We start from the raw sequence: 23086 nt of genomic DNA, 5'->3' as shown, positions 1-23086 counted from the left end.
TACCGGACCGGATTCTCGACCGAGGTCGATCACCGGTACCCTTTTAAGCTCAAAAAATCAACAACGATAACGTGAATGGTGGGGGACGATCTGATCACGGTGCTCGGCAACAAGTATAACACGGATATCCTGACCGCGACCGGTGACGCGAAGTCCGCACAGGATCTCAGCGACGAGCTTGACGTGCCGATCGCGACGTGTTACCGCCGGATCAACGAGCTGGAAGAGGCCGACCTCTTGGAGCTTCACGACCGCCCGCTCTCGGACGAGCACCGCCGCGTGAAGGTGTACCGCCGGAAGGTCGACGGCGTCGAGGTCGACTTCCGCGACGGGCTCACCGTCGAGGTTGAGGAGCGCTCCGCGGTGAAGAACCGTCTCGACGACGTGTGGCGCGACCTCTCGTCCGGACAGTAAGGGTTCGTCCCCGCTCCGCGATCGTCCCCGACACACCGCGTTCGTCTCCCCTTCGCCTTCTCGTTCGTCTCTTCCCCGGGCGTCAGAACGAGGGTTCCTCGGACCGTCCCATCATCGAGAACCCGCCGGCCCGCTCGTGGACGGTGATCCCGCCCTCGCCGATCTCCATCGGGAAGATGTCGGTATCGATGTCCTGTTTCCGCATCTTCGCGACCCAGACGTACCGGTTGACGCCGGAGTCGGTCGGCGTCTGGATGAAGTAGATGTTGCCGTCGGTGAGGAAGTTCTCCAGTCCGACCTCGGTGTCCGGAAACACCGCGCCCTGCTCGTTGATGAGCAGGGAGGTGAGTCCGTTCGCCTTGAGAATGTCCGAAAACTTCAGCAGGTACGTCCGCTTCTCCTGTTCGGCGTCGAAGAAGAGCTGGAACATCGACAGCGAGTCGAGCACCAGTCGATCGAAGTCACCGTCCTCGATCGTGTCGAGGAGCTTGTCGACCGCCGTCGAGAAGTCGGTCTCGCGCAGCATCTCGCGTTTGTCGAGGATGACGATGTCGCCGCTGTCGACGGCGTCGTCGAACCCCTCCAGTCCGATCGACTTCGCGGCGCCGCGGATGTCCGCCTCGTCCTCCTCGAAGGAGACGTACACGCCGCGCTCGTCGTGTTCGGTGACGCCGTGATGAAGGTACTGAATTCCGAAGATACTCTTGCCGGTACCGGGGTTTCCGGAGACGAGGACCGTCGATCGCTCCGTGATTCCGCCGGAGAGGATCGAGTCGAGCCCCTCGACCCCCGTGGAGACGAGTTCTGACATTCGTCCCTTTCTTGGCGACGGGAGTATATAAAAGACGATCCGACGGACCGGCCGCACGGACGCCGACAGGTTTATTCCTCGACACGCCGCCCCTTCCTGTATGCCCGGTGAAGCGTCCCCCGTCGCCCCCGGCGGTGATCGGCGGTGAGCGAGCCATCGGTCCTCGTCGTCGAAGACGAGCCCGACATCGCCGCGCTGTACGCCGGCTTCCTCGAGGAGCGATACGACGTGGACCTCGCCGAGACCGCCGCCGAAGCGATCGACCGAGTCGACGGCGCGGTCGACGTGGTGTTGCTCGATCGGCGCCTCCCCGACGGGAGCGGTGACGACGTGCTCGATCACATCCGCGAGGCGGGGTACGACTGCCGCGTCGCGATGGTCACCGCGGTCGAGCCCGACTTCGACATCATCGACATGGGGTTCGACCTGTACCTCACCAAGCCCGTCAGCCGCTCGAAGCTGCTGGCGGCGATCGACACGCTGTTGACCCGCAGCGAGTACGACGACCTGATCCAGGAGGCCGCGGCGCTGGCGAGCAAGCGCGCGGTGCTCGACGCTCAGAAGCCGGCCGCCCAGCGCGAGGGGAACGAGGCGTACGCAGAGCTGGTCGATCGGCTCGAAACGCTCGACGCCGACATCGACGAGCTCGGCGAATCGCTGTCGTCCGACGACTACCGCGCGATGTTCCGCGACCTCGGCGAGGCCTGACGACGCCCAACCGACGTTCCGACTTCCGCTGTCCCGTTTCGCTACGAGAGCTGTTCGCCGACCAGCCGGTCCGCCTCGGCGACGAACGCGTCGCGCTCGTCCGTCGGGATGGTCGCGCCCGCGGCCACGTCGTGCCCGCCGCCGTCGCCGCCGACCGCCTGACTCGCCTCCCGCATCACCGCCGAGAGGTCGAGCCCCCGCCGAACCAGCGCGTGTGACCCCCGCGAGGACACCTTCAGCTCCTCCGCGCTCTCCTCCGCGAACGCGATCACGGGCTTCGAGCGGTCGAGTGCCGGCGAGCCGATCGCCATCCCGGCGACGATGCCGACGATCGTCTCGCGGATCCGCGAGCCGGCGTCGAACCACTGGAGGTTCTCCTCGCGAGTCACGCCTTCGTTTTTCACCCACTGTAACCCTTCCGAGAGGTTCTTCCGGTGGTTCCGGAGGAGCCGACGCGCCTCGGCGAGGGCGTCGCCGCGGTCGCCGAGACACACCGCGAGCCCCACGTCGGCCCGCTCGTACCGGGCGGTGGCGTTGAGGAGGGTGGAGAACTCGCTCACGTCCCGTAGCTCGGTGCCCGGCTCCTCGTCGACGAGGGTGTAGGAGGTGCCGACGAGCGCTTCGATCCGGTCGGCGGGGACGCCGGAGGCGACGGCGCGACGCATCAGCGCGGACGCGAGAATTTGTCGCTCCTCGCCGTCGAGGTCGACCCAGCGCCGCCACTCCCCGTCGCGTTTCACGTCGACGTCGAGGTCGGTGAGGAAGGAGATCGCGCCCGCCTCGTCGTTCGAGACGCCCGGGATCTTCACGTCGGAGGCGTACTCCAGCAGCTTCGGGAGCGGCCGCGTCTGCCTGCCGTACAGGTCCAGGTCCGTCTGCGTCTCGATGACGCCGGCGTCGACGCCGTCGACGACGACCGCCTCGTTGGCGCCGACGAGCCCGCCGTCGGAGTCCTGCATGTCACCGACGGCGCCGACGACCGCCAGCGCGGCGAGGTCGCGGTTGTCGGCGTCCGGACCCTCCAGCGCGCGAGCGAGCACGTAGCTGGCGCCCGCGCCCGACAGCTCGCTCGCGCCGTTTATCCCCTCCAGGAGGGGGTTGAGGTGGAACTCCGTGTCCCGGTCGGCCGGCTGGTGGTGGTCGGCGATCACGGGGACGAAGTCGCCCCGGTCCTCGTGCTCGCCGATCACGTCGAGCTGGCCGGAGCCGAAGTCGGTGAAACACACCACGTCGAACTCGCGGGCGGCGATGCCGGCGATCGACTCGGCGTCGAGCTGCTTCTCGAAGACGACCTCGTGGTCGATCCCGGCCCGTTCGAGCGCCGTCGACGCGATCGCGCCGCTCGTGAGCCCGTCGGCGTCGATGTGGGACGCGAGCAGCACGCGGTCCGCGGCGCGGAGCCGATCGGCGCAGGCGTTCGCGCGTGCGGCGAGCTCCGGTACGGGGGGATCGGCGACTGCCATTACCGACGGTAGGCTCGCGATCGGGGATAAACTCACGCTTCGGGCGCTCGGTCGGAGACGACAGCATCCGGTCGCTCCCGCCGCTTCGACGCAGGCCGAGGCATCACTTGCCGTAACTGACGGTTATAGACGTTTGTAGATATATGCACTACACACATGACACGTGGGTTCAACACCCGGAGTCTCCACGCCGGCGCCGAGGCCGACCCGGCGACCGGGTCGCGCGCGACCCCGATCCACCAGACGACCTCCTTCGTCTTCGACGACGCGGACGCGGCGGCGGAGATGTACGCGCTCCGGGCGGAGGGCCACGTCTACTCCCGGCTCTCCAACCCGACCGTGAGCGTCCTCGAGGACCGCATCGCCGACCTATCGGGCGGCTCCGACGCGGTCGCGACCGGCTCGGGGATGGCCGCGCTCGACGCGATCGCCACCGTCCTCGCGAGCGCGGGCGACAACGTCGTCGCCAGCTCCGAGATGTACGGCGGGACGGCCGCGTACCTCACGAGCATCGCGAGCCGCCGCGGGGTCGAGGCGCGGCTCGTCGACACCCTCGACTACGAGGCGTACGCGGACGTGATCGACGAGGACACCGCGTTCGTCCACGTCGAGACGGTCGCGAACCCCTCGCTCGTCACGCCCGACTTCGAGCGGCTCGCCGAGATCGCCCACGAGCACGCGGTCCCGCTCGTGGTCGACAACACCTTCGCCACCCCCTACCTCTGCCGGCCGTTCGAGCACGGCGCCGACGTCGTCTGGGAGTCGACGACGAAGTGGATCACGGGCAACGGTACCACCGTCGGCGGCGTCGTCGTCGACGGCGGGCAGTTCCCGTGGGACCACCCCGACGCCGACTACGACGAGCTCGACGGCCAGTCGCCGGCGTTCCCGATCGACTTCGTCGAGCAGTTCGGCGACGCCGCCTTCGCCAACGTCGCCCGCCAGCGCGGGGTCCGACCGACCGGCGGCCAGCAGTCGCCCTTCGACGCGTGGCAGACGATCCAGGGGCTCAACACGCTCCCGCTCCGGATGGAGCGCCACTGCGAGAACGCCCGGGCCGTCGCCGAGTTCCTCCGCGACGACGACCGAGTCGACTGGGTCGCCTACCCCGGTTTCGAGGACCACCAGAGCCACGACAACGCGGCCGAGTACCTCGACGACTACGGCGGGATGGTCACCTTCGGCGTCGACGGCGGCTTCGAGGCCGCCAAGACGTTCTGCGAGGCGGTCGACCTGACGAGCTTCCTCGCGAACATCGGCGACGCGAAGACGCTCGTCATCCACCCGGCCTCGACCACGCACGCGCAGATGGACGAGACGCAGCAGCGCCTCGCCGGCGTCTACCCGGAGATGCTCCGGCTCTCCGTCGGGATCGAGGACGCGGACGACGTGATATCCGACCTCGATCGGGGGCTCGCGGCCGGCGCGCGCGCCGCCGAGGAGCGATCCCCATGAGCGCGACGCCGACCGATCACGGCGTCGCCTCGCTCGGGGAGTTCGTCTTCGAGTGCGGCCAGTCGGTCCCGGACCTGGAGGTCGCCTACGAGACCCACGGCGAGTTCGACGGCGACAACGTCGTGTTGGTGTGCCACGCGCTCACCGGCAGCCAGAACGTCGCCCGGTCGCCCGCGCCGGAGCGCGACGAGGGGACCCGCGGGGCCGGGCAGGCCGGACAGGCCCGCGCGTGGTGGGACGACATCGTCGGCCCGGGGAAGGCGATCGACACCACCGAGTACTACGTCGTCTGCGCGAACGTCCCCGGCTCCTGTTACGGCACCACGGGACCGGCGAGCGAGCGCCCCGCCGACCTCGATCTCCCCGAGGAGCCCGACCACGACCGGTGGGGAACCGCCTTCCCGCCGGTGCAGGTCGAGGACTGGGCGCGCGCGCAGCGCCGCCTGCTGGACCACCTCGGCGTGGGTCGGCTCCGCGCCGTCGTCGGCGGGAGCGTCGGCGGGATGAACGCCTTGGAGTGGGCGAAGCGCTACCCGGACGACGTCGACCGCGTGGTCGCCATCGCGACCGCCGGTCGCCTCGACGCCCAGTGCCTCGCGCTCGACGCGGTCGCCCGGCGGGCGATCCGCGCGGACCCGAACTGGAACGGAGGGAACTACTACGGCGAGGGCCGCCCCTCGCCGGACGAGGGGCTCGCCTTGGCCCGTCAGATCGGCCACATCATGTACCTCTCGAAGGCGTCGATGGAGCGCAAGTTCGGGCGTCGCTCCGCGGGCCGCGACTCGCTGACCCGCGAGGAGGGAGACCTGGGGCTCCCGCCGGAGCCGACGGCGGCGTTCTTCCCGTACCGGGAGGTGGAGTCGTACCTCGACTACCAGGCGGAGGGGTTCAGCGACCGGTTCGACGCGAACAGCTACCTCTACCTCACGCGCGCGATGGACGAGTACGACCTCTCCGCGGGCCACGGCACCGACGCCGACGCGCTGGCCGCCTTCGAGGGCGAGGCGCTCCTGTTGAGCTTCACCGCCGACTGGCACTTCACCGTCGAGCAGTTGTCGTCGCTCGCCGACGCGTTCCGCGCCGGCGACGCCCCGGTCGCGCACCACGTGATCGACTCCGACCACGGCCACGACGCGTTCCTCGTCGAGCCCGAGCACGTCGGGCCGCCGCTCCGCGACTTCCTCGCCGAGGGCACCGCCGGTCGCGCCGTCTCCGACGGCGGCGGGAAGGGCGACGAGTCCCCGCGTCCCGAACCCGACCACGCACCGGTGCACGCGAGCCTCTTCAGAGGGTAGCTGACGGCTTTTCAGCTATTTCCGACGTGCTGTCGGCGCGCGCCTGCGAGCGGTCGCCACCGGCGACCGCGAGTCAGCGCGTGCGAGGGAGTCAGTCGCCGGAGCGAAGCGGAGGCGACTGACGAGGCTGGGGAGGCGTGAGGTGCTGTGCGGTGCGGTCGGGGGGACTCAAAGGGGCAGCCGCGAGGCGGGCAGAGGCGACGCAAGCACCGCAACGAGTGAGCGGAGCGAACGAGTGAGGAGCGCAGCGAGCGTCTGCCCGCCTCGCGGCTGGGGCTTTGGCGATGTTCACCGCCGATCCGCCGTAAGCAACCACTTATAAGCGAGCGGCTGGGGCTTTGGCGATGTTCACCGCCGATCCGCCGTAAGCAACCACTTATAAGCGAGCGGCTGGGGCTTTGGCGGTGTTCATTGCCTCGGAGTTAATCACGCATCACCGAGCGACTTCGTCGTCAAACGCTCTCACCACTAACTATCACGATCAACCATGATAACGTTCATAGTTCTCGACTCCGTGGTGTGTGAGGTATGCCCGGAGGACACTCCCAGACGCTGCGACCGTTCCTGTGGCGCGCCGAACGACTGTACCCGGACACCGAGATCGTCTCCCGGACCCACGAGGGACGCACGCGACACACCTATTCCGAGTACGCCGATCGCACGGCTCGACTCGCGAACGCCTTGGACGCGCACGGGATCGAGCGCGGCGACCGGATCGCGACGTTCTGCTGGAATCACACCCGCCACTTCGAGACGTACTTCGGCGTCCCGAGCGCCGGCGCGCAGCTCCACACGATCAACCCCCTGCTGCCCGACGAGCACATCCGGTACATCGTCGACGACGCCGACGACGAGATACTCTTCGTCGACCCGTCGCTGGCGCCGAAGCTCGCCGGCGCCGCGGAGGGAGCGGAGGAGTTCGACGGCGTCGACTTCGTCGTGATGGGATCCGACGAGATCGACGCGCTCGACGCGACGCCCTACGAGGAGTTCGTCGCGGACCGGTCGACCGAGTACGACTGGCCCGACCTCGATAGCGACCAGCCCGCCGGGCTCTGTTACACCTCCGGCACCACGGGGAAGCCGAAGGGCGTCGAGTACACGCAGTCGATGCTGTGGAGCCACACGATGGCCTCCCAGACGCCGCAGGGGATCCCGATGGAGGACTCCGACGTGGTCATGCCCGTCGTCCCCATGTTCCACGTCAACGCGTGGGGGATGCCCTTCACCGCGACCGCCGCGGGCGCGAAACACGTCTATCCGGGACCGTCGCCGGAGCCGGCCGACCTCGCCGCGCTGATCGAGGAGGAGGGCGTGACGATCTCCGCGGGCGTGCCGACGGTGTGGCTCGGCCTCCGCGAATACATCGCGGAGGGGAACGACGTGGACCTCTCGACGCTCGACACGGTGATCGTCGGCGGCGCGGCCGCGCCGCAGTCGCTCATCGAGTGGTACGACGACCGCGGCGTCGAGGTGCTCCACGCGTGGGGGATGACCGAGCTGTCGCCGATCGGCACCGTCTCCCATCTCACGTCGGACCTGCGCGACGCCGACTACGAGACGCAGGTCGACAAGCGCTCGAAGCAGGGGCTCGTCGTCCCCGGGCTGGAGTTCGAGGTCATCGACGAGGACGGCGAGGAGATCCCCTGGGACGGCGAGGCGTTCGGCGAGCTTCGGATCCGCGGGCCGTGGGTCACCAAGGAGTACTTCAAACGGCCCGAGGCCAGCGAGGAGGAGTTCGTCGACGGCTGGCTCAAGACCGGCGACGTGGTCACCGTCGACGAGGACGGGTACCTCCAGCTCGTCGACCGGACGAAGGACGTGATCAAGTCCGGCGGCGAGTGGATCTCCAGCGTCGAGTTGGAGAACGCGATCATGGCCTACGACGGCGTGAGCGAGGCGACCGTGATCGGCGTCCCGCACGAGCGCTGGCAGGAGCGCCCGGTCGCGTTCGTCGTCGCGGCCGACGGCGTCGACCGCGACGCCTTGGTCGAGGAGATCGAGGCGGGGCTCCGCGAGGAGTACCCGAAGTGGTGGCTGCCGGACGCCGTGGAGTTCATCGACGAGGTGCCGAAAACCGCCACCGGGAAGTTCTCGAAGAAGGACCTCCGGGAGCGGTACGCCGACCAGTCGCTCGTCGAGGGATCGGTGCCGGAAGGCGACGCGCCCGACTCCGAGTGAGCCCGGGTTGAGGGCGCTTCCCGTCTCTCAGTCGCTCCGCTCGCCGACGACCCACTTGTGCGAGTAGCTCTCGCCGCACGTGCAGTGGGCGTACGCGTGGACCACGTCTCCCTCGGCGTAGAGGCCGCCGACCTCCTCGTTTCGCGCCTCCGCGAACGCGAAGACGAACCGGATCCCGTGGTCGTCGTCGGGGTTCTCCTCGGCGAAGGGGCAGTCCCCGTCGTCGAGCGAGCGAGCGATCTCGCCCTCGGCGCCCATCGCCGTCTTCGCGAACTCCATCGCGCCCATGCCCGTGCCGGCCTGGAACGCGGACCGACCGGTCTCGCCGTCGAGGATCAGCCGGACCCCGCCATCGGTCTCGGTGCCGACGCTCCGGAGCCGGGAGTCGTCGTCGAGGTACGCGTCGCTCACGTAGAAGACCACGTCGTCGAGCCGCTCGCCCGCGAGGAACTCGTCGAGGTTGCTCATGCCGGCCCGAGGCGCGTGAGCGGTAAAAGGCGTGCGAGTCGCGGCGGATCGTTTCGTGTCGAACCGATGTTAGATCACGCGGAATCGGGATAACTGTTAATACGTACCACTGAGATCCGTCGTCTGATGAGTGCGCAGACCCCATCCGGAGACCGGCTTGCCGAGTGGGCGGAGCTGGTCGACGAGGACGTGCCGGAGGAACTCCGAGAGGAGCGGTCCGGCGACTGTTAACTTTCACCCCGCTTCGCGAAGGCTTTAGGCCGGTGCCGGCCAAGGACCCCCGATGGCGACCGAGGCCGCCGGCATCGACAGACCCCTGCTCGTCGACGACTTCCTCCAGCGGCGCCGCTACCAGCTCCAGCTGGCCGAGGCCGCCGCGGACGAACACACCCTCGTCTGTCTCCCGACCGGCCTCGGCAAGACGACGGTCAGCCTGCTCGTCACCGCCGAGCGCCTCCACGAGGCGGGCGGGAAGGCTCTCTTTTTAGCGCCCACCAAACCGCTCGTTCAGCAGCACGCGGACTTCTACCGCGAGGCCCTCTCCATTCCCGACGACGAGATCGTCGTGTTCACCGGCGACGTGAAGCCGGACGACCGCGCCGCGCTGTGGGACGACGCCCGGATCGTGATCGCGACCCCGCAGGTCGTCGAGAACGACCTGGTCGGCAACCGGATCTCGCTGCGCGACGTGACCCACTGCACCTTCGACGAGTGCCACCGCGCGACCGGCGACTACGCGTACGTCTACATCGCGGAGCGCTACCACGCCGACGCGGCCGATCCCCTCGTCACCGGGATGTCGGCCTCGCCCGGCGGCGACACCGAGGAGATCGAGACGGTCTGTGAGAACCTCGGGCTCGCGAACGTCGAGGTGATGACCGAGGAGGACGCCGACGTCGACGAGTACACCCACGACACCGACGTGCAGTGGGAGCAGGTGACGCTCCCGGACGAGGTCCTCGAGATCCGCGACGCCCTCAACGAAGTGATCACGGACCGGCTGGAGAAGCTGAAGTCGCTGGGCGTGACGAACACGACGAACCCCGACCTCTCGCAGCGGGACCTCAACGAGATGCGGGGGAAGCTCAAGAAGATGATGGACAACGACCAGTCGGACGGGTACAAGGGGATGAGCACCCACGCCGAGGTGATGAAGCTCCGGCGCGCGACCGAATTGGTCGAGACGCAGTCGGTCGAGTCCGTCCGGCGCTACTTCGAGCGCCAGCGCGAGGCCGCCCGGTCGTCGGGCGCCTCGAAGGCGAGCCAGCGCATGGTCGCGGACCCGAAGGTGCGCGAGGCGATGCGAAAGGCGGAGTCGTTCGACGGGCTCCACCCCAAGTTCTCGAAGGCGCGCATTCTCTTGGCCGAAACCCTCGGCATCAACGAGGGCGAGCGCGCGATCCTCTTTACGGAGTCCCGCGACACCGCCGAGGCGCTCGTGGAGTTCCTCTCCGCGAGCTTCGACGTGCGGAAGTTCGTCGGACAGGGCGACAAGGAGGGCTCCGACGGGATGAGCCAGAAACAGCAGCAGGAGACGCTCGACGAGTTCAAGGCCGGCGAGTTCGAGGTGCTCGTCTCCACGAGCGTCGCCGAGGAGGGGCTCGACGTGCCCGAGGTCGATCTGGTCTGCTTCTACGAACCCGTTCCGACCGCGATCCGATCGATCCAGCGCAAGGGCCGGACCGGTCGGCAGGCCGAGGGGAAGGTGGTAGTCCTGATGGCCGAGGACACCCGCGACGAGGCGTTCTTCTGGATCTCTCGCCGGCGCGAGAAGAAGATGGCAAGTCAGCTCGCCGAGCTGAAGGAAGCCACCGACGACATCGAGGAGACCGTCGGCGACGACGGACAGGCGGGACTGGACGCCTTCGGCGGGGCATCCAACGGGGAGAGCGACGACGTCGGATCGGAAGCCGACGAGGGCGCGGGTGACAGTGACGCCGGGGACAGCGCCGACGCTGACAGCGTCGACGCCAACGACGGCGCCGCTGGCGACGGCGACGACGCCGGGCTCACCGACTTCGCGGCGGAAGCGCGGGGCGGGGACGGCGACGCCGACGAGTCGAGCGACGAGTCCGAACCGGACGACGGCGACGAGGACGACACCGACGCTGAGGGCGGCGTCGTCGCCACCGCCGGTGTCGACGAGGGCGTCGAGGTCGTCGTCGACCAGCGCGAGCTCGACTCCTCGATCGCGAAGGACCTCTCGACGCGCGACGGGCTCGTCACCCGGCTGGAGACGCTCGCGGTCGGCGACTACGTGCTCTCCGACCGGGTCGCCGTCGAGCGCAAGTCGGCGGCCGACTTCGTCGACTCGATGCTCGACTCGGACCGGTCGATGTTCGAGCAGGTCGGCGAGCTCTCGCGAGCGTACGCTCGCCCCGTGATGGTCGTCGAGGGGACGAACCTCTACGGGCAGCGCGACATCGATCCCAACGCGATCCGCGGCGCGCTCGCGTCGCTCGCGGTCGACTTCGACGTGAGCGTCCTCCGCACCGAGGGCGAAGACGACACCACCGAACTGCTCGCGACCATCGCCAAGCGCGAACAGGAGACGCGCGACCGCGAGGTGAGCGTCCACGGCGAGAAGACGACGAAGACCCGCGCGGAACAGCAGGAGTACGTCGTCTCCTCCATCGCCGATATCGGTCCCGTCACGGCCCGGACCCTCCTCGAACACTTCGGCACCGTCGAGGCCGTGATGACGGCGCCCGAGGACGACTTACTGGAGGTCGAGGGCGTCGGCCCGGTGACCGCGGAGCGCATCCGCGAGGTCGTCGGGAGCGAGTACGAGTAGCCCCGCGATCCCACCGCCGCGCCGGTCACAGAGTAACAAGGAGGAATCCCACGGCTTCAGCCGTTCACGAGACGCTTGCGTCTCGTGAGCCGATCAGAACTCATAGAGTTCTGATGACGTGGGAGGAATCCGACACACCCCGCAACATACAACGAGCGATAGTACCCTGACTCCCCACTACCAGCCGTAGAATTTATAAATAAATAGATTAACATGTGAGATACAGATGGGGGATATGATCCGCACCGTCAAAGTCAAACTTGACGTGCCCGACGAGCGGTGCGACGACCTCCATCAGACGAAAGACCAGTTTCTCCACTGTGCGAACACCACCGCGGCGTGGGCGTGGAGATACCCCGACGAGTACTGCGTCACCTCGAAGCAACAAGCCGAGAACGCGCTCTACGAGCCCCTTCGAAACGAAACAGCACTCACTGCGAACCTCGTTCAAAAGGGGATTCGTCGCGCTATCGAGGCTACGAAAAGCGGCGTCGCCCGACTCAAAAAGGACGAGACCACCAGTCAACCACAGTTCGACGCGTGGAGCGTCGTTTACGACAAACGCTCCGCGACGTTCCACCGCGATCACGTATCTCTTTCAACAATAAACGGGCGCGTCGAGTGTGAGTACGTGATTCCCGACGATCCCACGGGAACACCGATCGGCGAGTACCTACTGAGCGAGGAGTACGAGTTCCGGATGTCCACGCTTCAGTACGACCGCTCGACCGACTCATTCTCAGTACCTCACAAAGCATCCTCAGCTAGCTGTTTCTGAAGCCTGAGTTCTGTGGTGGAGCGGTTGTGCTGGGTGGTCTTGACGAGAAGATCGTCGACGAACCGACGGAGAGCTGTCGCTGTCGGCGGCGGCTGCCGCCGACGCGACAGCGTCGCCACTCCTGGCGGAGGCTAGCCCGGTCGGAGATTAGCGAGTAAACCGGTCGTCTGGTGGTCGGTTTGCGGGGACGGCCCGACGCGTCGCGAGGGCCGTCCACGCTGCCCGTTGAATCATGTTGATGAACTCCTTGAACGACCACTTCCAGAGGCGACGCCCTCCACGGCGGGGCGTCGCCACGTACTCCCAGTGTAAATACCGCCAGACGTTCTGTAACAACAAGCTCACCACGACGTACAGCAGCCGTACGACCGGATTTTGTGTCGAGGTCGTCGCAATACTTTGCTCGGAGAGTCGGTAGCTGGCCTCGATACCAAAGCGTTTCGCGTAGTGGTATCGAGCGTCTCGTGGTGAATTGATGAACGGCGCGTCAGCGGCGTAGCCGTGACGCGCCACTCCATGTTCGTCGTACCGTCCGTTTTGGTACGTACAGTCGATGTAGACGGGAAACTCGACGGTCCAGCTGTGACCGTCGAGTTTCGCCGTCATGTCGTGTTGAATCACGCGACTCCAGCCTTCCGAGAGTTCTTGCTTGATCGTCTGTCCCCAGCGGACGATCGGCATGACGTAGGCGTGGTTGTGTGCCTGAAGCAGCGTCAAACACTTGCTGTCGTAGAATTCGCGGTCAAGAAAGACGGCCTTGACCTCGAGGTCAAGGCCGTCGAGGATACCGAGAAACTCTGCGAGGACACTGCTGGCGGTGTCGCCGTCTTCGAGACGGCGCACCGCCAGCGTGTAGCGTTTGTTCTTCACACGCGCGTAGAGTGTGGCGTAGGCGTGGAACGCAGTCGTTCCACGCTTCGCTTGTGAGTGATACAAGCCGTCTGTCCCATCTTCGTCGCCGTAGTAGGGCCGCAGGTGGAGGTCTGAAACGACCTCCACCTGCTGGGGAAGGACGTCGAGGACGTCCTTCTGAAGGAGCGCGTTTCCGACTTGTTCGAGCGTCTCAAGATCGAACTTGGTGCGGAGATGGTAGAGAACCGAATTTTCGTGGGGAGCATCTTCGCTTTTCTCACAGAGCGTTGAGACCGAGGTCCCGTCGGCGCACGCGCCGACGAGGACCTCGTAGATGTCTTCAGCATCGAGTTCAGCGTTTTCAGCGAGTGTGAGGGCAACTTCCTCGTCAAGGGAGTTGACGAGGAAGTTAAGAAGCTGGTCCTCGTGAATTTCACCGTCTGCTTGCTTGGTATTAGACACACCTTCAGCAAGCAGACGTCTCAACTAACCGGCTTTGTGATGTACTGATTCTACCTCCACGCGCGTATGCGCCGCACCGAACGCGACGAGCACGAGCGGTCCACGACTGCTTCCAATGCCAAGCACAGAACAGTCCTTGGCGTCGATCTGAACGTGGACGGCTCGCTTGCTGTGACTTCCACGGGAGAATTCATCGGGAACGCCGACGAGATGAACCATCGACGCCGCGAGTTTGAGAAGACGCGCGGGTCGATGCAACAGACGGGGACGCGGTCGGCACACTTATCAATCCAGTCGATGGACGACCGCGAACACCGCTGGATGCGGGACGAACTCCATCGTGCCTCGAACCTGATTCTCGACGAAGCTCGCGACCACGGGTGTACGCACGTCGCGTTCGAGAACCTGACCGATATACGTGATCGGATGGCCGGTGCGAAGCGCTTCCACGCGTGGGCGTTCCGGCGCTTGTACGAGTACGTCGAGTACAAAGCCGAGATGCTCGATATTGAAGTCAAGCAGGTGAGTCCGGCGTACACGAGCCGGCGGTGTTCGAAGTGCGGCTTTACCCACGAGAAGAATCGGCGGTCGAAACACCAGTTCGTGTGTCAAAAATGCGACTACGAGCTGAACGCGGATTATAACGCGAGCAAGAACATTGCTCGGAAACTCCTCAAACGTCTCTGCTCGGGGCAAACGTCTTCGAGTGGAGGCGCACCCTGTCAGTGTGCGCTGACGTCAGGGACGTTGAACCTGAACGGCGAATTTATCGCCTCCGTCGATTCGACGGCAGAAGGCGAGTCCACTGACAAGCCCACGACTTCAGTCGTGGGTCACTGACCAGCGTCACGACCCACTGACCAGCGTCACGACCCACTGCCCGAGGTCGTACTCCGCGCGGACCTCCACGCGCGTCACCCACTTCACCCACTGGAAGCCCCGCCGATCGGGCGCGACCAGCCGGGCCGGCGCGCCGTGGCCGTGCGAGAGTCGCTCGCCGCCGACATGGGTCGCGAGGAGGGCGTCTCGGGCCTCGTCGATCGGGAGGCTCCAGCGGTACCCCGTAACCGACGTGAACCGGACGTAGGCGGCGTCGTCGTCGAGCTCGCCGGCCGCGTCAAGCAGGTCGCCGACGCGGGTCCCGCCCCACTCTTGGACCGTGTACCACCCGCTCGTACAGTCGAGCAGCGCTTCCGTCTCGTGGCCCGCGGCCAGTTCTTCGGCGGTCAGTTCGACCGGATCGCTCACGAGCCCGTCGACCGTCAACCGGTACTCGTCGCGGTCGATCGGATCGGGGTCGTCGGCGACCCACGAGGTGATCGGGAAGGCCGCGTTCCCCGCACCTTCGCGGGGCTGCGATCCGGTAAAACGCCGGTCTGCACCGGCGGTGTCGAGCGCATCGCTGACCCCCTGCTGGAGCCGGTACGCCGCCGCGCCCGCGGCCAGCAGCACCGTGTACCGGAGCGCGGTCCGGCGGCGCTCGAAGTCGACGCGGCGCGGGAGCCGGAACCGGGTCGCGGCGTGCGCGGCCACGAGCGGAACGAGAACGAGCCCGAAGCCGACGTGGACGGAGAGGAGCGTCCAGTACGAGACCCGCACGTCGAGGCCGAACACCCACGCGATCCCGGTCGCGAGCGCGCCGAGCGCGGCGAGGAGCGTCAGGACCGACAGGGCGGTCGACCGCCGCCACAGCTCCGGATCGGTGAGCCGGCGACGGACCCGCGCGAGCTTCCACGCGAGCAGCGCGACGATCGCGACGCCGAGCGCGCGGTGAAGCCAGAACAGCGGCCACCCCTCCGGGGCGCCCACCGTGAACGAGACGAGTCCCGTCACGGCCTCGGCGACGACGAACGCGAACAGCGACCAGTCGACCGCGCGCGGCGGCGGCTCGAAGCGGTCGAGCGCGGCCCGGAGTCGGTCCGTCGCGGCCATCTGCACGTGGTACGTGCTAGCGAGACAAAAGGGTACAGTCCGCGGCGGTTCGCCGTCCCCGCTTACAGCTCGTAGGTCTCCCCGTCCACCGCGAGCGGCTCCTCGAACGCCTCGTCGGGCGGGTAGAAGTGCGCGAGGTGGACGAGCCGGGTACGATCGGCGTCCAGCTCGTCGGCGAGCGCGAGCGCGCCCTCGCGGGTCATGTGCTTCGTGCCGAACGTGCGCGGGACGCCGTCCGGCCCCTCGTGGCGCCCGCCGATCGGGTGGTGGTCGCAGAGCGACGCGGGAACGATGGCGTCGGCGAGCAGGAGGTCGGCGCCGGCGAGCGCCTCGCGGGACTCCTCCGGGACGTCGTAGCTCGTGTCGCCCGTGAGCGACAGCTTGCCCCCCGTCTCCGGGTCCTCGACGACGACGCCGTAACACAGGAGCGGCGGGTGGTCGACGGGGACGAACCGGACCTCGAACCCGCAGGTCTCGAACGGTTCGAACGGCTCGCGGGAGTGGACGCCGATCCGGTCTTCGAGGTAGTCGTACTTCGCGCGGATCGTCTCCGCGACGCTCTCGTCGGTGGCGGGGTCGGTCTCCGACGGGGCGTGGACCGGGAGCCCGTCGACCAGCCGGTAGACGTTGCCGAGCCCGTCGAGGTGGTCGAAGTGGATGTGCGTCACGAGCCCGGCGTCGGGCAGCGACACGTCGTTGTCGAGGAACTGGCTCCGGAAGTCGGGGCTGAAGTCGACGAGCAGCGACTCGCCGGTGCGCTCGTTGGCGACGTGGACCGAGAACCGGGAGCGGGAGACCTCGCGCTCGCGCGCCGCGGCGCAGGTGTCGCAGTCGCAGCCGACCGTCGGCGTCCCGGTCGTGTCGCCGGTGCCGAGGAGGGTGACCCGCATCTCGGATCGGGGTCGACGGTCCACCGACTTAGCGTCCCTGATCGACGCATTCCGCCCCGATTTATAAACGCTTCAGGGCCGACCCTCCGGTATGCACGACGCCAGCGACCTCGTCCTCGCGCGGGTCCCCTCGGGGGTCCCGATCCGCACGACCGTCCACGTCTACGGCGAGGGGGACCTCGTCGACGGCCCGGACGGTCCCGAACTCGACGTTCCCGCAGACGGCGGCCCGTTCGTCTACGCGCAGGCGGCCCAACACGGCCGAGAAGTGAACGGGACGGCGGCGCTCCGCCGGCTCCACGAGCGGCTGACGGGGACGAGCGAGGACGCGGTCGACGCGGGCTCCGAGGGGAACCTCGGCGACGGCGGTCTCGCCGGCACGCTCGTGACGGTCCCGGTCGCCGACCCGCTCACCTTCGACCGCGTCTCGTACACCACGCCCGAGTCGCTCGACGCGGTCCACTCGAACATGAACCGCTGCTGGCCCGGCGACGCCGACGGGACCCTCCACGAGCGGATGGCGGCCCGGCTGTGGCGGTTCGCGAGCGCGGCGGACGCGGTCGTCGACCTCCACACCGGGTCGCCCGCGATGCTCACCCACGCGGTGTACATGCGCGACGACGCGGCCTGCCGGGGGCTCGCGGAGGCGTTCGGCACGGACCTCCTGCTCGCGGAGGCCGCGGGCGACGATCGCAAATCGGAAGATCTGCGAGCCGATCAGAACTCGACGAGTTCTGATGACGAGGCGGACACGGAGTGGTCCAAGCGCGGCTTCGCGGGCAAGCTCCGCGTCGCCGCCACCCGCGAGGGGATCCCGACGGTCACCCCCGAGCTCGCGCACAGCCGCGAGGTCGTCCCCGAGGCGGTCGCGGTCGGCGTCGAGGGAATGGTCGGCGTGCTCCGCCACGAGGGAGTCCTGCCCGGCGAGCCGGCGCCGTGGGAGGGGACGGTCGCGCGGAACCATCTCGGTCGCGTCGAGGCCGCGGACTCCGGGCTGTTCACGCCGGAGTCCAGCCTCTCGGTCGGCGACGAGGTCGCGGCGGGCGACCGGCTCGGCGTCGTTCACGACCCCGCGACGTTCGAGCCGCTCCAGACCGCCGCGGCCGACCGCGACGGGATCGTCTACTCGATCGCCCGCGAGGCGACCGTGACCGCGGGCGCGACGCTCGTGGGCGTGGCCGAGCGGCTGGAGGAGTGATCCGGCGTGGCCGAGCGGCTGGAGGAGTGATCCGGCGTGGCCGAGCGGCTGGAGGAGTGATCCGGCGCTGCGGAGCGGGTTCCGGCGCCACCTAGGGCCGCCGCACCCGGATCGTCCCCGTGGCGTCGACGGTGACGAACAGCCGGTCGCGCACCTCGCGCCCGCGGACCGCGTCGCCCGCGCGGTCGCCGATCGTCTTCATCAGGTCGGGCGCGGTCTGGTTCACCTTCACGCCCGCCTCGTCGCAGGCGTCGTACACGCGCTTCGGCGCGTCGTAGAGGTCGGTCCCCGGCTCGATCTCGACCCGGACCGGCGCGGAGAGCGCCTCCGCGAACGCGACCGTCTCGCGGGCGCTCGCCACGTTATCGCGGGCGCTGGCCTCGACGCTGGAGACGTTGGCGCGCGACGTGCCCAGTCGGTCCGCGATGTCGGACTGCCGGAGCCCCCGCTCGCGGAGGGCGAGCACCTCGGCCTGCCGGCGAGTGAGGACGCTCTCGTCCGCGTCGAACCCCGCGCGCTCCAACAGCGCCGCGGCGTCGACGTCGTCGGGGTCGGGGTCGGGCCCTGAGCCCCCGTCGTCTGCGACCATACGCGTCGTCAGGGGACGCCCGCTCAAAAAACGGCGGTTTCGGTGAGATGAGAAACGAAACGCGGATCGGTAGCGTCCGGACTGTCCGTGGGGTGGGGCCGTCCCCCGGGACGCGACCTACTTGCCCCAGAAGTTCTCGCGGCTGCCGAGCCGCTCGCGGTCGGGGCGGTCGCGGCGACGGTCGCCCTCGTCGTCTCCGTCCGCGTCGTCGGCGTCGGCGTCGGTGTCGCTCGCTCCGGCCTCGTCGCCGTCGTCGCCCTCTTCCTCTTCCGGATCGTCGGGGAGGCGCTCGACGACGTCCTGTGCGGTCGCGTGGCTCGACTTCACGCGGTGGATCCGAACCTCCGCGCGCGCCGGGGGAAGGAGGCCGTCGACGAGGACGATGAAGCCGTCGTCGGTGCGGCCGACGCCGGCTCCACTCTCGTGGATGTCGTCGACCTCGACGACGACCTGCTCGCCGGGCTGGACCGGCTGCTGTTTCAGTTCGTAGATGGGCATATCGTAGTGGTTACACCACTCCGCGCCGCCCTTGTTGCCGTAGTGTTGACACCCCATCCCCTCGATTCGTTCGTCGAAACTGGGGCATTCGTCGGCGAGTGGACAGTCCGCCATACCGTACGGGAGACCGGCCGCCGTTGAAACGTTTTCGACTGGGCGATCGAAAAATCCGGCGTATCGGCGGTTCATCCGGGTGAACGGCGGCTCGTCCGGGTGAGTGCGGCTGGCTCGGCCGCCGGTTCCGCTCTCGGTCCCCGCTCACAGGAACTCTCGGACCTCCGAATACCACATGTCGTGGTGATCGACCGCGCCGACCGCATCCGCCACGTCGACCGCGATCGCGTGCCAGCAGCGCTCGGAGGGGTCGTCGGCGTCGAGGTTGTAGGTCGCGTCCGCGCAGTTGCACTCGCCCTCCTCGACCACGTACTCGTCGTCGTGGCCGACGACGACGGTGAAGTCGCGGTAGCGCTTCACGCGCCCCTCACCGACCGCCTCGATGGCGCGCTGCCCCCGGTCGCCGTGCTCGTCGACGACGGCCGCGGCGATCGGGCCGGTCAGCTCCCCGGCCTCCGCGATCGCCGCGCGCCAGTCGTCGACCGGCTCCATGCCGACCCATTTTCGGGCGTTCGGTTAAACAGCGTCGGTCAGGACGCCCCCTCACCCGACGCGTGGTTTCAAGCCGCTCGCCCGCTTCCGTCCGCCATGGCTGAGACGTGTCCACACTTGGCGTATCGCACGGAGGGTGACGGGGCCGACTCGGAGGGGACTGACTCGGAGGGGACCGACTCGGACGGGGGCTCCTTCGACGAGCCCCGCGCGTTCTGTACCGTGACGGGGTCGTTCGTGCAGCCGATGCGCGCGGACATCTGTAACGCGCGCTACGGCCTCGATCCCGAGGCGGACTGCGAGTTCTACGTCGAGGCCGAGTCGTCGTCCGAGGGGGGCGAGCGCCCCGACGCCGACCGATGACCTACGACGACTACCTCGACGGGAAGCCGGTCGTCATCACCGCGGCGCTCACGGGCGGCGTCCACGGGAAGGAGGCTCATCCCGACCTCCCGGAGACCCCCGAGGAGATCGCCGCCGCGGCGGCCGCCTGCGAGGAGGCGGGCGCGAGCGTGCTCCACCTCCACGCGCGCCGCGACAACGGCGAGCGCGCCTTCTCGACCGAGCGCTTTCAGGTGGTCGCCGACGCAGTCCGCGACGCCACCGACGACGCGGTCCTCCAGCACTCCACCGGCGGGACCGCCGCGCCCGACGCCCTCCGCCACGAGCCCCTGCGCACCGATCCCGCCCCCGAGATGGCGTCGCTGGACATGGGGCCGCTCAATCGCTACGAGCGGCTCACCTCCGAGAACACCCGCGGGCTGGTGGCGTCGCTGCACGAGGAGATGAAAGAGCGGTCGATTAAGCCCGAACTGGAGGTGTTCAACGACGGCCACCTCAACGAGTCGCTGGCAATTTTGGAGGAGTTGGAGGACCCGCCGTACCTCAACTTCCTGTTCGGCGGCGGCACCACGTCGCCGCCGCACCCGCGGAACCTGGTGAATCGGGTCGAGGCGTTACCCGAGGGCGTCGAGTTCAACGTGATCGGGTTCGGGCCGCACCAGCTCCCGCTGACGACGCAGTCGATCCTCCTCGGCGGGCACGTCCGGGTCGGGCTGGAGGACAACCGGTACTACGAGCGCGGCGAGCTGGCGACCAACGAGCAACTGGTCGCGCGAGCGGCGCGGATCGCCGAGGAATTGGGTCGACCGGTAGCGACGCCCGCGGAGACGCGGGAGCTGCTCGGTCTGCGGGGTCGGTAACGGGAGTGTGCGTCGAGAATCTCGATGGCGATACGGCATTTAAAAAGCGCGGGGGACGGAGACGCTTCCTTATAAATGAACGACGCGGTGGCGCGTGCCGGTGAGTGGCCCAAAGGGCCACGAACCGCACGCGCGAGGGAGTCGGCCGACCGCAGGGAGGCCGACGAGGTTGGGGAGGCGTGAGGCTGCGGTTGCGGTGCGGTCGGGGTTGGACTCAAAGGGGCAGTCGCGAGGGCGAAGCTCACCGACGTAAGCACCGCAGCGAGTGAGCAACGCGAACGAGCGAGGAGCGCAACGAGGTGCGCGAGCCGTCGCGGCTGGGGCTTTGGCAGTGTTTATCGACGATCCGTCGCCAGCAGCCACTTATAAGCGAGCGACTGGGGCCTGGGAGGTGCCCGCTGTCGACCTACTGTCAAACATCTATAAGTAGTCTACAGAGACTTCGGATCCGCTCGCCGCAGAGCCGCCGAACGCTCGTAAACGACCGCGTCTGGAAAACGCTCGACCTTACTCCAAGACGATCAGCACGTCGCCCATGTCGACGCTGTCGCCCTCACCGACGTGGACGCTCGCGACGGTGCCGCCGCGCTCGGCGACCACGTCGTTCTCCATCTTCATCGCTTCGAGCACACAGACCACGTCGCCGGCGGCGACCTGGTCGCCCTCGTCGACGTCGACCGAGAGGATCGTCCCCTGCATCTCCGCCTCGATCGCCTCGCCGCCCTCAGCGACGTCGACGCTGTCGCCCTCGCCGTCATCGTCCGACTTCGCTTGCGGGGGGCGCTGGCCGCCGCCCCCGCCGGCGCCACCCGCCCCGCCCTCGGGCACCGGAATCGCGGGCGCGCCGCGCTCCTCCAGTTCGACCTCGAAGCGCTTGCCGTTCACCTCGACGGTGAACTCGCGTTCGGACACCTCCTCGTCGTCATCTCCGCCCGCGGACGACTCGGTGCCCCACTTCTCCTGCGCCTCCGCGATCAGCTCGTCGTCGAGCTCCTCGTCGAGGTACTTCGTGGTGTGGGTGCCGTCGACGAAGCGCTGATCGTCGAGCATGAGCCGGTGGAACGGGACGATGGTGACGACGCCCTCCAGATCGTACTCCGCGAGCGCGCGCTTCGAGCGCGCGAGACACTCCTCGCGGTCCGGCGCCCACACGATCAGCTTCGCGATCATCGAGTCGTAGTCGGTGACGAGCTCGTCGCCCTGCCGGAGCGCGTCGTCGACGCGGACGCCGATCCCGCCCGGCGGGTCGTACGTGTCGAGCCGGCCCTCGTTGGCGGGCTGGAACTCCTTCGCGGCGTTCTCGGCGTTGATCCGGAACTCGATCGCGTGCCCCTCGAGCGCCACGTCCCCCTGCGAGACGGACAGTCCCTCGCCGCTGGCCACCCGGAGCTGCTCTTTCACGATGTCGATCCCCGTCAGCTCCTCCGTGACGGTGTGTTCGACCTGAATCCGCGTGTTGACTTCGAGGAAGTAGAAGGGCGTGTCCGGCCCGAGCGGCTCCGAGGGGTCGCGGTCCACGTCCTCCTCGACGAGGAACTCGACCGTGCCGGCGTTGGTGTAGTCGGCGGCGGCGACGCCGCGGCGGGCGGCCTCGCCGATCCTCTCGCGCAGTTCGTCGGAGAGCGCCGGGGACGGCCCCTCCTCGATCACCTTCTGGTGGCGGCGCTGGAGCGAGCAGTCGCGCTCGCCGAGGTGGACCACGTCGCTCTCGGCGACCGAGGCGTCCCCGTCGCCGCTCCCGCCGTCGGACCCCGCCGCCGGGTCGTCCGCGACGATCTGCACCTCGATGTGGCGGGGGTTCTGGAGGTAGCGTTCGAGATAGACGGAGTCGTTCGAGAAGTACGCCTCGCCCTCGCGCTTGGCGGACTCGAGCGCCTCTTCGGCCTCGTCCGCGCTCTCGACGACCTTCATCCCGCGGCCGCCGCCGCCCCCCTCGGCTTTGATCGCGACGGGGTAGCCGTGCTCGTCGCCGAACTCGGTCACGGCCTCGGCGTCGGTGACGGGCTCGGTCGTCCCCGGGACGATGGGCACGTCGGCGTCGTCCATCACGCGCCGGGCGTGGGTCTTCTCCCCGAGCCGCTCCATCGCGTCGCTGGCGGGGCCGACCCAGGTGATCCCCTCCGCGGCCTCGACGCGAGCCGCGAAGTCGGCGTTCTCGGCGAGGAAGCCGTATCCGGGGTGGATCGCGTCGGCGCCGGCGGCCCGCGCGGCCTCGACGACCGCCTCGCCGTCGAGGTACGAGTCGGCGGCGCGGGCGGGGCCCACGTTGTAGGCCTCGTCGGCGTATCGGACGTGGCCGCCGTGTTTGTCCGCGTCGCTGTACACGGCGACGGTGTCGACACCCAGCTCCGCACAGGCGCGCATCACCCGAACCGCGATCTCCCCGCGGTTCGCGACCAGAACCTTATCGAACATTCTTACACCGTCATTCCACCATAACCCACCTCATTCTATCGGTCCGCGACGACGGTCGGTGACGACGATCGTCGT

General features: G+C 68.2%; 19 protein-coding genes and 2 pseudogenes. 11 read left to right on the top strand and 10 right to left on the bottom strand.

Features of this window, described 5'->3' with window-relative positions; all coding sequences use genetic code 11:
- The first annotated feature begins 75 nt into the window (after positions 1 to 75).
- On the top strand, positions 76 to 414 hold the full coding sequence (locus EDM04_RS15775) for a helix-turn-helix domain-containing protein (protein ID WP_050026366.1): 339 nt from the start codon (positions 76 to 78) through the stop codon (positions 412 to 414).
- Positions 415 to 496: 82 nt separating this feature from the next.
- Here EDM04_RS15775 and EDM04_RS15770 read toward each other — a convergent pair whose 3' ends face one another.
- Positions 497 to 1225 carry an ATPase domain-containing protein gene (locus EDM04_RS15770; protein ID WP_123623806.1) on the bottom strand — a complete coding sequence of 243 codons (729 nt, stop codon included), beginning with the start codon at positions 1223 to 1225 and terminating at the stop codon, positions 497 to 499.
- A 144-nt stretch (positions 1226 to 1369) separates the two neighbouring features.
- On the opposite strand from EDM04_RS15770, the gene EDM04_RS15765 reads away from it, so the two are divergent.
- Positions 1370 to 1933, top strand: coding sequence for a response regulator transcription factor (locus EDM04_RS15765; protein WP_123623805.1), 564 nt, complete (start codon positions 1370 to 1372; stop codon positions 1931 to 1933).
- A gap of 41 nt (positions 1934 to 1974) precedes the next feature.
- On the opposite strand, the gene EDM04_RS15760 is transcribed toward EDM04_RS15765, so the two are convergent.
- Positions 1975 to 3396, bottom strand: a complete 1422-nt coding sequence (locus tag EDM04_RS15760) for a DHH family phosphoesterase (RefSeq protein WP_123623803.1) — start codon at positions 3394 to 3396, stop codon at positions 1975 to 1977.
- A gap of 156 nt (positions 3397 to 3552) precedes the next feature.
- On the opposite strand from EDM04_RS15760, the gene EDM04_RS15755 reads away from it, so the two are divergent.
- From EDM04_RS15755 to EDM04_RS15745, 3 genes are all read left to right on the top strand, one after another.
- Positions 3553 to 4851, top strand: a complete 1299-nt coding sequence (locus tag EDM04_RS15755; protein ID WP_123623801.1) for an O-acetylhomoserine aminocarboxypropyltransferase/cysteine synthase family protein — start codon at positions 3553 to 3555, stop codon at positions 4849 to 4851.
- On the top strand, positions 4848 to 6146 hold the full coding sequence (metX, locus tag EDM04_RS15750; protein ID WP_123623798.1) for a homoserine O-acetyltransferase: 1299 nt from the start codon (positions 4848 to 4850) through the stop codon (positions 6144 to 6146). Before EDM04_RS15755 ends, metX begins: the two co-directional genes overlap by 4 nt.
- A 528-nt stretch (positions 6147 to 6674) precedes the next feature.
- On the top strand, positions 6675 to 8327 hold the full coding sequence (locus EDM04_RS15745) for a long-chain fatty acid--CoA ligase (protein ID WP_123623796.1): 1653 nt from the start codon (positions 6675 to 6677) through the stop codon (positions 8325 to 8327).
- A gap of 27 nt (positions 8328 to 8354) precedes the next feature.
- Here the strand turns inward: EDM04_RS15745 and EDM04_RS15740 are convergent, their stop codons facing one another.
- Positions 8355 to 8795: a DUF5807 family protein gene (locus EDM04_RS15740; protein ID WP_123623794.1), complete on the bottom strand. Its 441-nt coding sequence runs from the start codon at positions 8793 to 8795 to the stop codon at positions 8355 to 8357.
- 283 nt (positions 8796 to 9078) lie between these two features.
- Between EDM04_RS15740 and EDM04_RS15735 the strand changes: the two genes are divergently transcribed.
- Positions 9079 to 11589: a DEAD/DEAH box helicase gene (locus EDM04_RS15735; protein WP_123623792.1), complete on the top strand. Its 2511-nt coding sequence runs from the start codon at positions 9079 to 9081 to the stop codon at positions 11587 to 11589.
- A 226-nt stretch (positions 11590 to 11815) separates the two neighbouring features.
- Positions 11816 to 12328: pseudogene (locus EDM04_RS15730) on the top strand (RNA-guided endonuclease TnpB family protein); the annotation flags it as partial.
- 186 nt (positions 12329 to 12514) lie between these two features.
- Here EDM04_RS15730 and EDM04_RS15725 read toward each other — a convergent pair.
- Positions 12515 to 13681, bottom strand: a complete 1167-nt coding sequence (locus EDM04_RS15725; RefSeq protein WP_123619147.1) for an ISH3 family transposase — start codon at positions 13679 to 13681, stop codon at positions 12515 to 12517.
- A gap of 48 nt (positions 13682 to 13729) precedes the next feature.
- Here EDM04_RS15725 and EDM04_RS15720 point away from each other — a divergent pair.
- Positions 13730 to 14521: pseudogene (locus EDM04_RS15720) on the top strand (RNA-guided endonuclease InsQ/TnpB family protein); the annotation flags it as partial.
- A gap of 6 nt (positions 14522 to 14527) precedes the next feature.
- Here EDM04_RS15720 and EDM04_RS15715 read toward each other — a convergent pair.
- Entirely contained in the window at positions 14528 to 15613 is a 1086-nt protein-coding gene (locus tag EDM04_RS15715) for a molybdopterin-dependent oxidoreductase (RefSeq protein ID WP_123623790.1), read from the bottom strand.
- Positions 15614 to 15675: 62 nt separating this feature from the next.
- Positions 15676 to 16503 (bottom strand): MBL fold metallo-hydrolase, encoded by an 828-nt coding sequence (locus EDM04_RS15710; protein WP_123623788.1) that lies wholly within the window; start codon positions 16501 to 16503, stop codon positions 15676 to 15678.
- A gap of 91 nt (positions 16504 to 16594) precedes the next feature.
- Here EDM04_RS15710 and EDM04_RS15705 point away from each other — a divergent pair, with 91 nt between their 5' ends.
- A complete protein-coding gene (locus EDM04_RS15705; protein WP_123623786.1) occupies positions 16595 to 17701 on the top strand; it encodes a succinylglutamate desuccinylase/aspartoacylase family protein in 1107 nt (368 codons plus the stop codon).
- Positions 17702 to 17792: 91 nt separating this feature from the next.
- Here EDM04_RS15705 and EDM04_RS15700 read toward each other — a convergent pair whose 3' ends face one another.
- From EDM04_RS15700 to EDM04_RS15690, 3 genes are all read right to left on the bottom strand, one after another.
- Positions 17793 to 18290: a Tfx family DNA-binding protein gene (locus EDM04_RS15700; protein ID WP_123623784.1), complete on the bottom strand. Its 498-nt coding sequence runs from the start codon at positions 18288 to 18290 to the stop codon at positions 17793 to 17795.
- Positions 18291 to 18407: 117 nt separating this feature from the next.
- On the bottom strand, positions 18408 to 18902 hold the full coding sequence (locus tag EDM04_RS15695) for a TRAM domain-containing protein (RefSeq protein ID WP_123623781.1): 495 nt from the start codon (positions 18900 to 18902) through the stop codon (positions 18408 to 18410).
- Between the two features lie 144 nt (positions 18903 to 19046).
- On the bottom strand, positions 19047 to 19394 hold the full coding sequence (locus EDM04_RS15690; protein WP_123623779.1) for a hypothetical protein: 348 nt from the start codon (positions 19392 to 19394) through the stop codon (positions 19047 to 19049).
- A gap of 96 nt (positions 19395 to 19490) precedes the next feature.
- On the opposite strand from EDM04_RS15690, the gene EDM04_RS15685 reads away from it, so the two are divergent.
- Both EDM04_RS15685 and EDM04_RS15680 read left to right on the top strand, forming a co-directional pair.
- Entirely contained in the window at positions 19491 to 19757 is a 267-nt protein-coding gene (locus tag EDM04_RS15685; protein ID WP_123623777.1) for a hypothetical protein, read from the top strand.
- Entirely contained in the window at positions 19754 to 20596 is an 843-nt protein-coding gene (locus EDM04_RS15680) for a 3-keto-5-aminohexanoate cleavage protein (RefSeq protein WP_123623775.1), read from the top strand. Before EDM04_RS15685 ends, EDM04_RS15680 begins: the two co-directional genes overlap by 4 nt.
- Before the next feature lie 507 nt (positions 20597 to 21103).
- Here EDM04_RS15680 and EDM04_RS15675 read toward each other — a convergent pair.
- Positions 21104 to 23011, bottom strand: coding sequence for a biotin carboxylase N-terminal domain-containing protein (locus EDM04_RS15675; protein WP_123623773.1), 1908 nt, complete (start codon positions 23009 to 23011; stop codon positions 21104 to 21106).
- Positions 23012 to 23086: the final 75 nt, after the last annotated feature.

It is taken from the genome of Halorubrum sp. CSM-61 (assembly GCF_003781945.1).
Lineage (GTDB): Archaea > Halobacteriota > Halobacteria > Halobacteriales > Haloferacaceae > Halorubrum.
The sequence above is the reverse complement of the archived record's forward strand: the minus strand, read 5'-3'. Positions and strand labels throughout refer to the sequence as shown.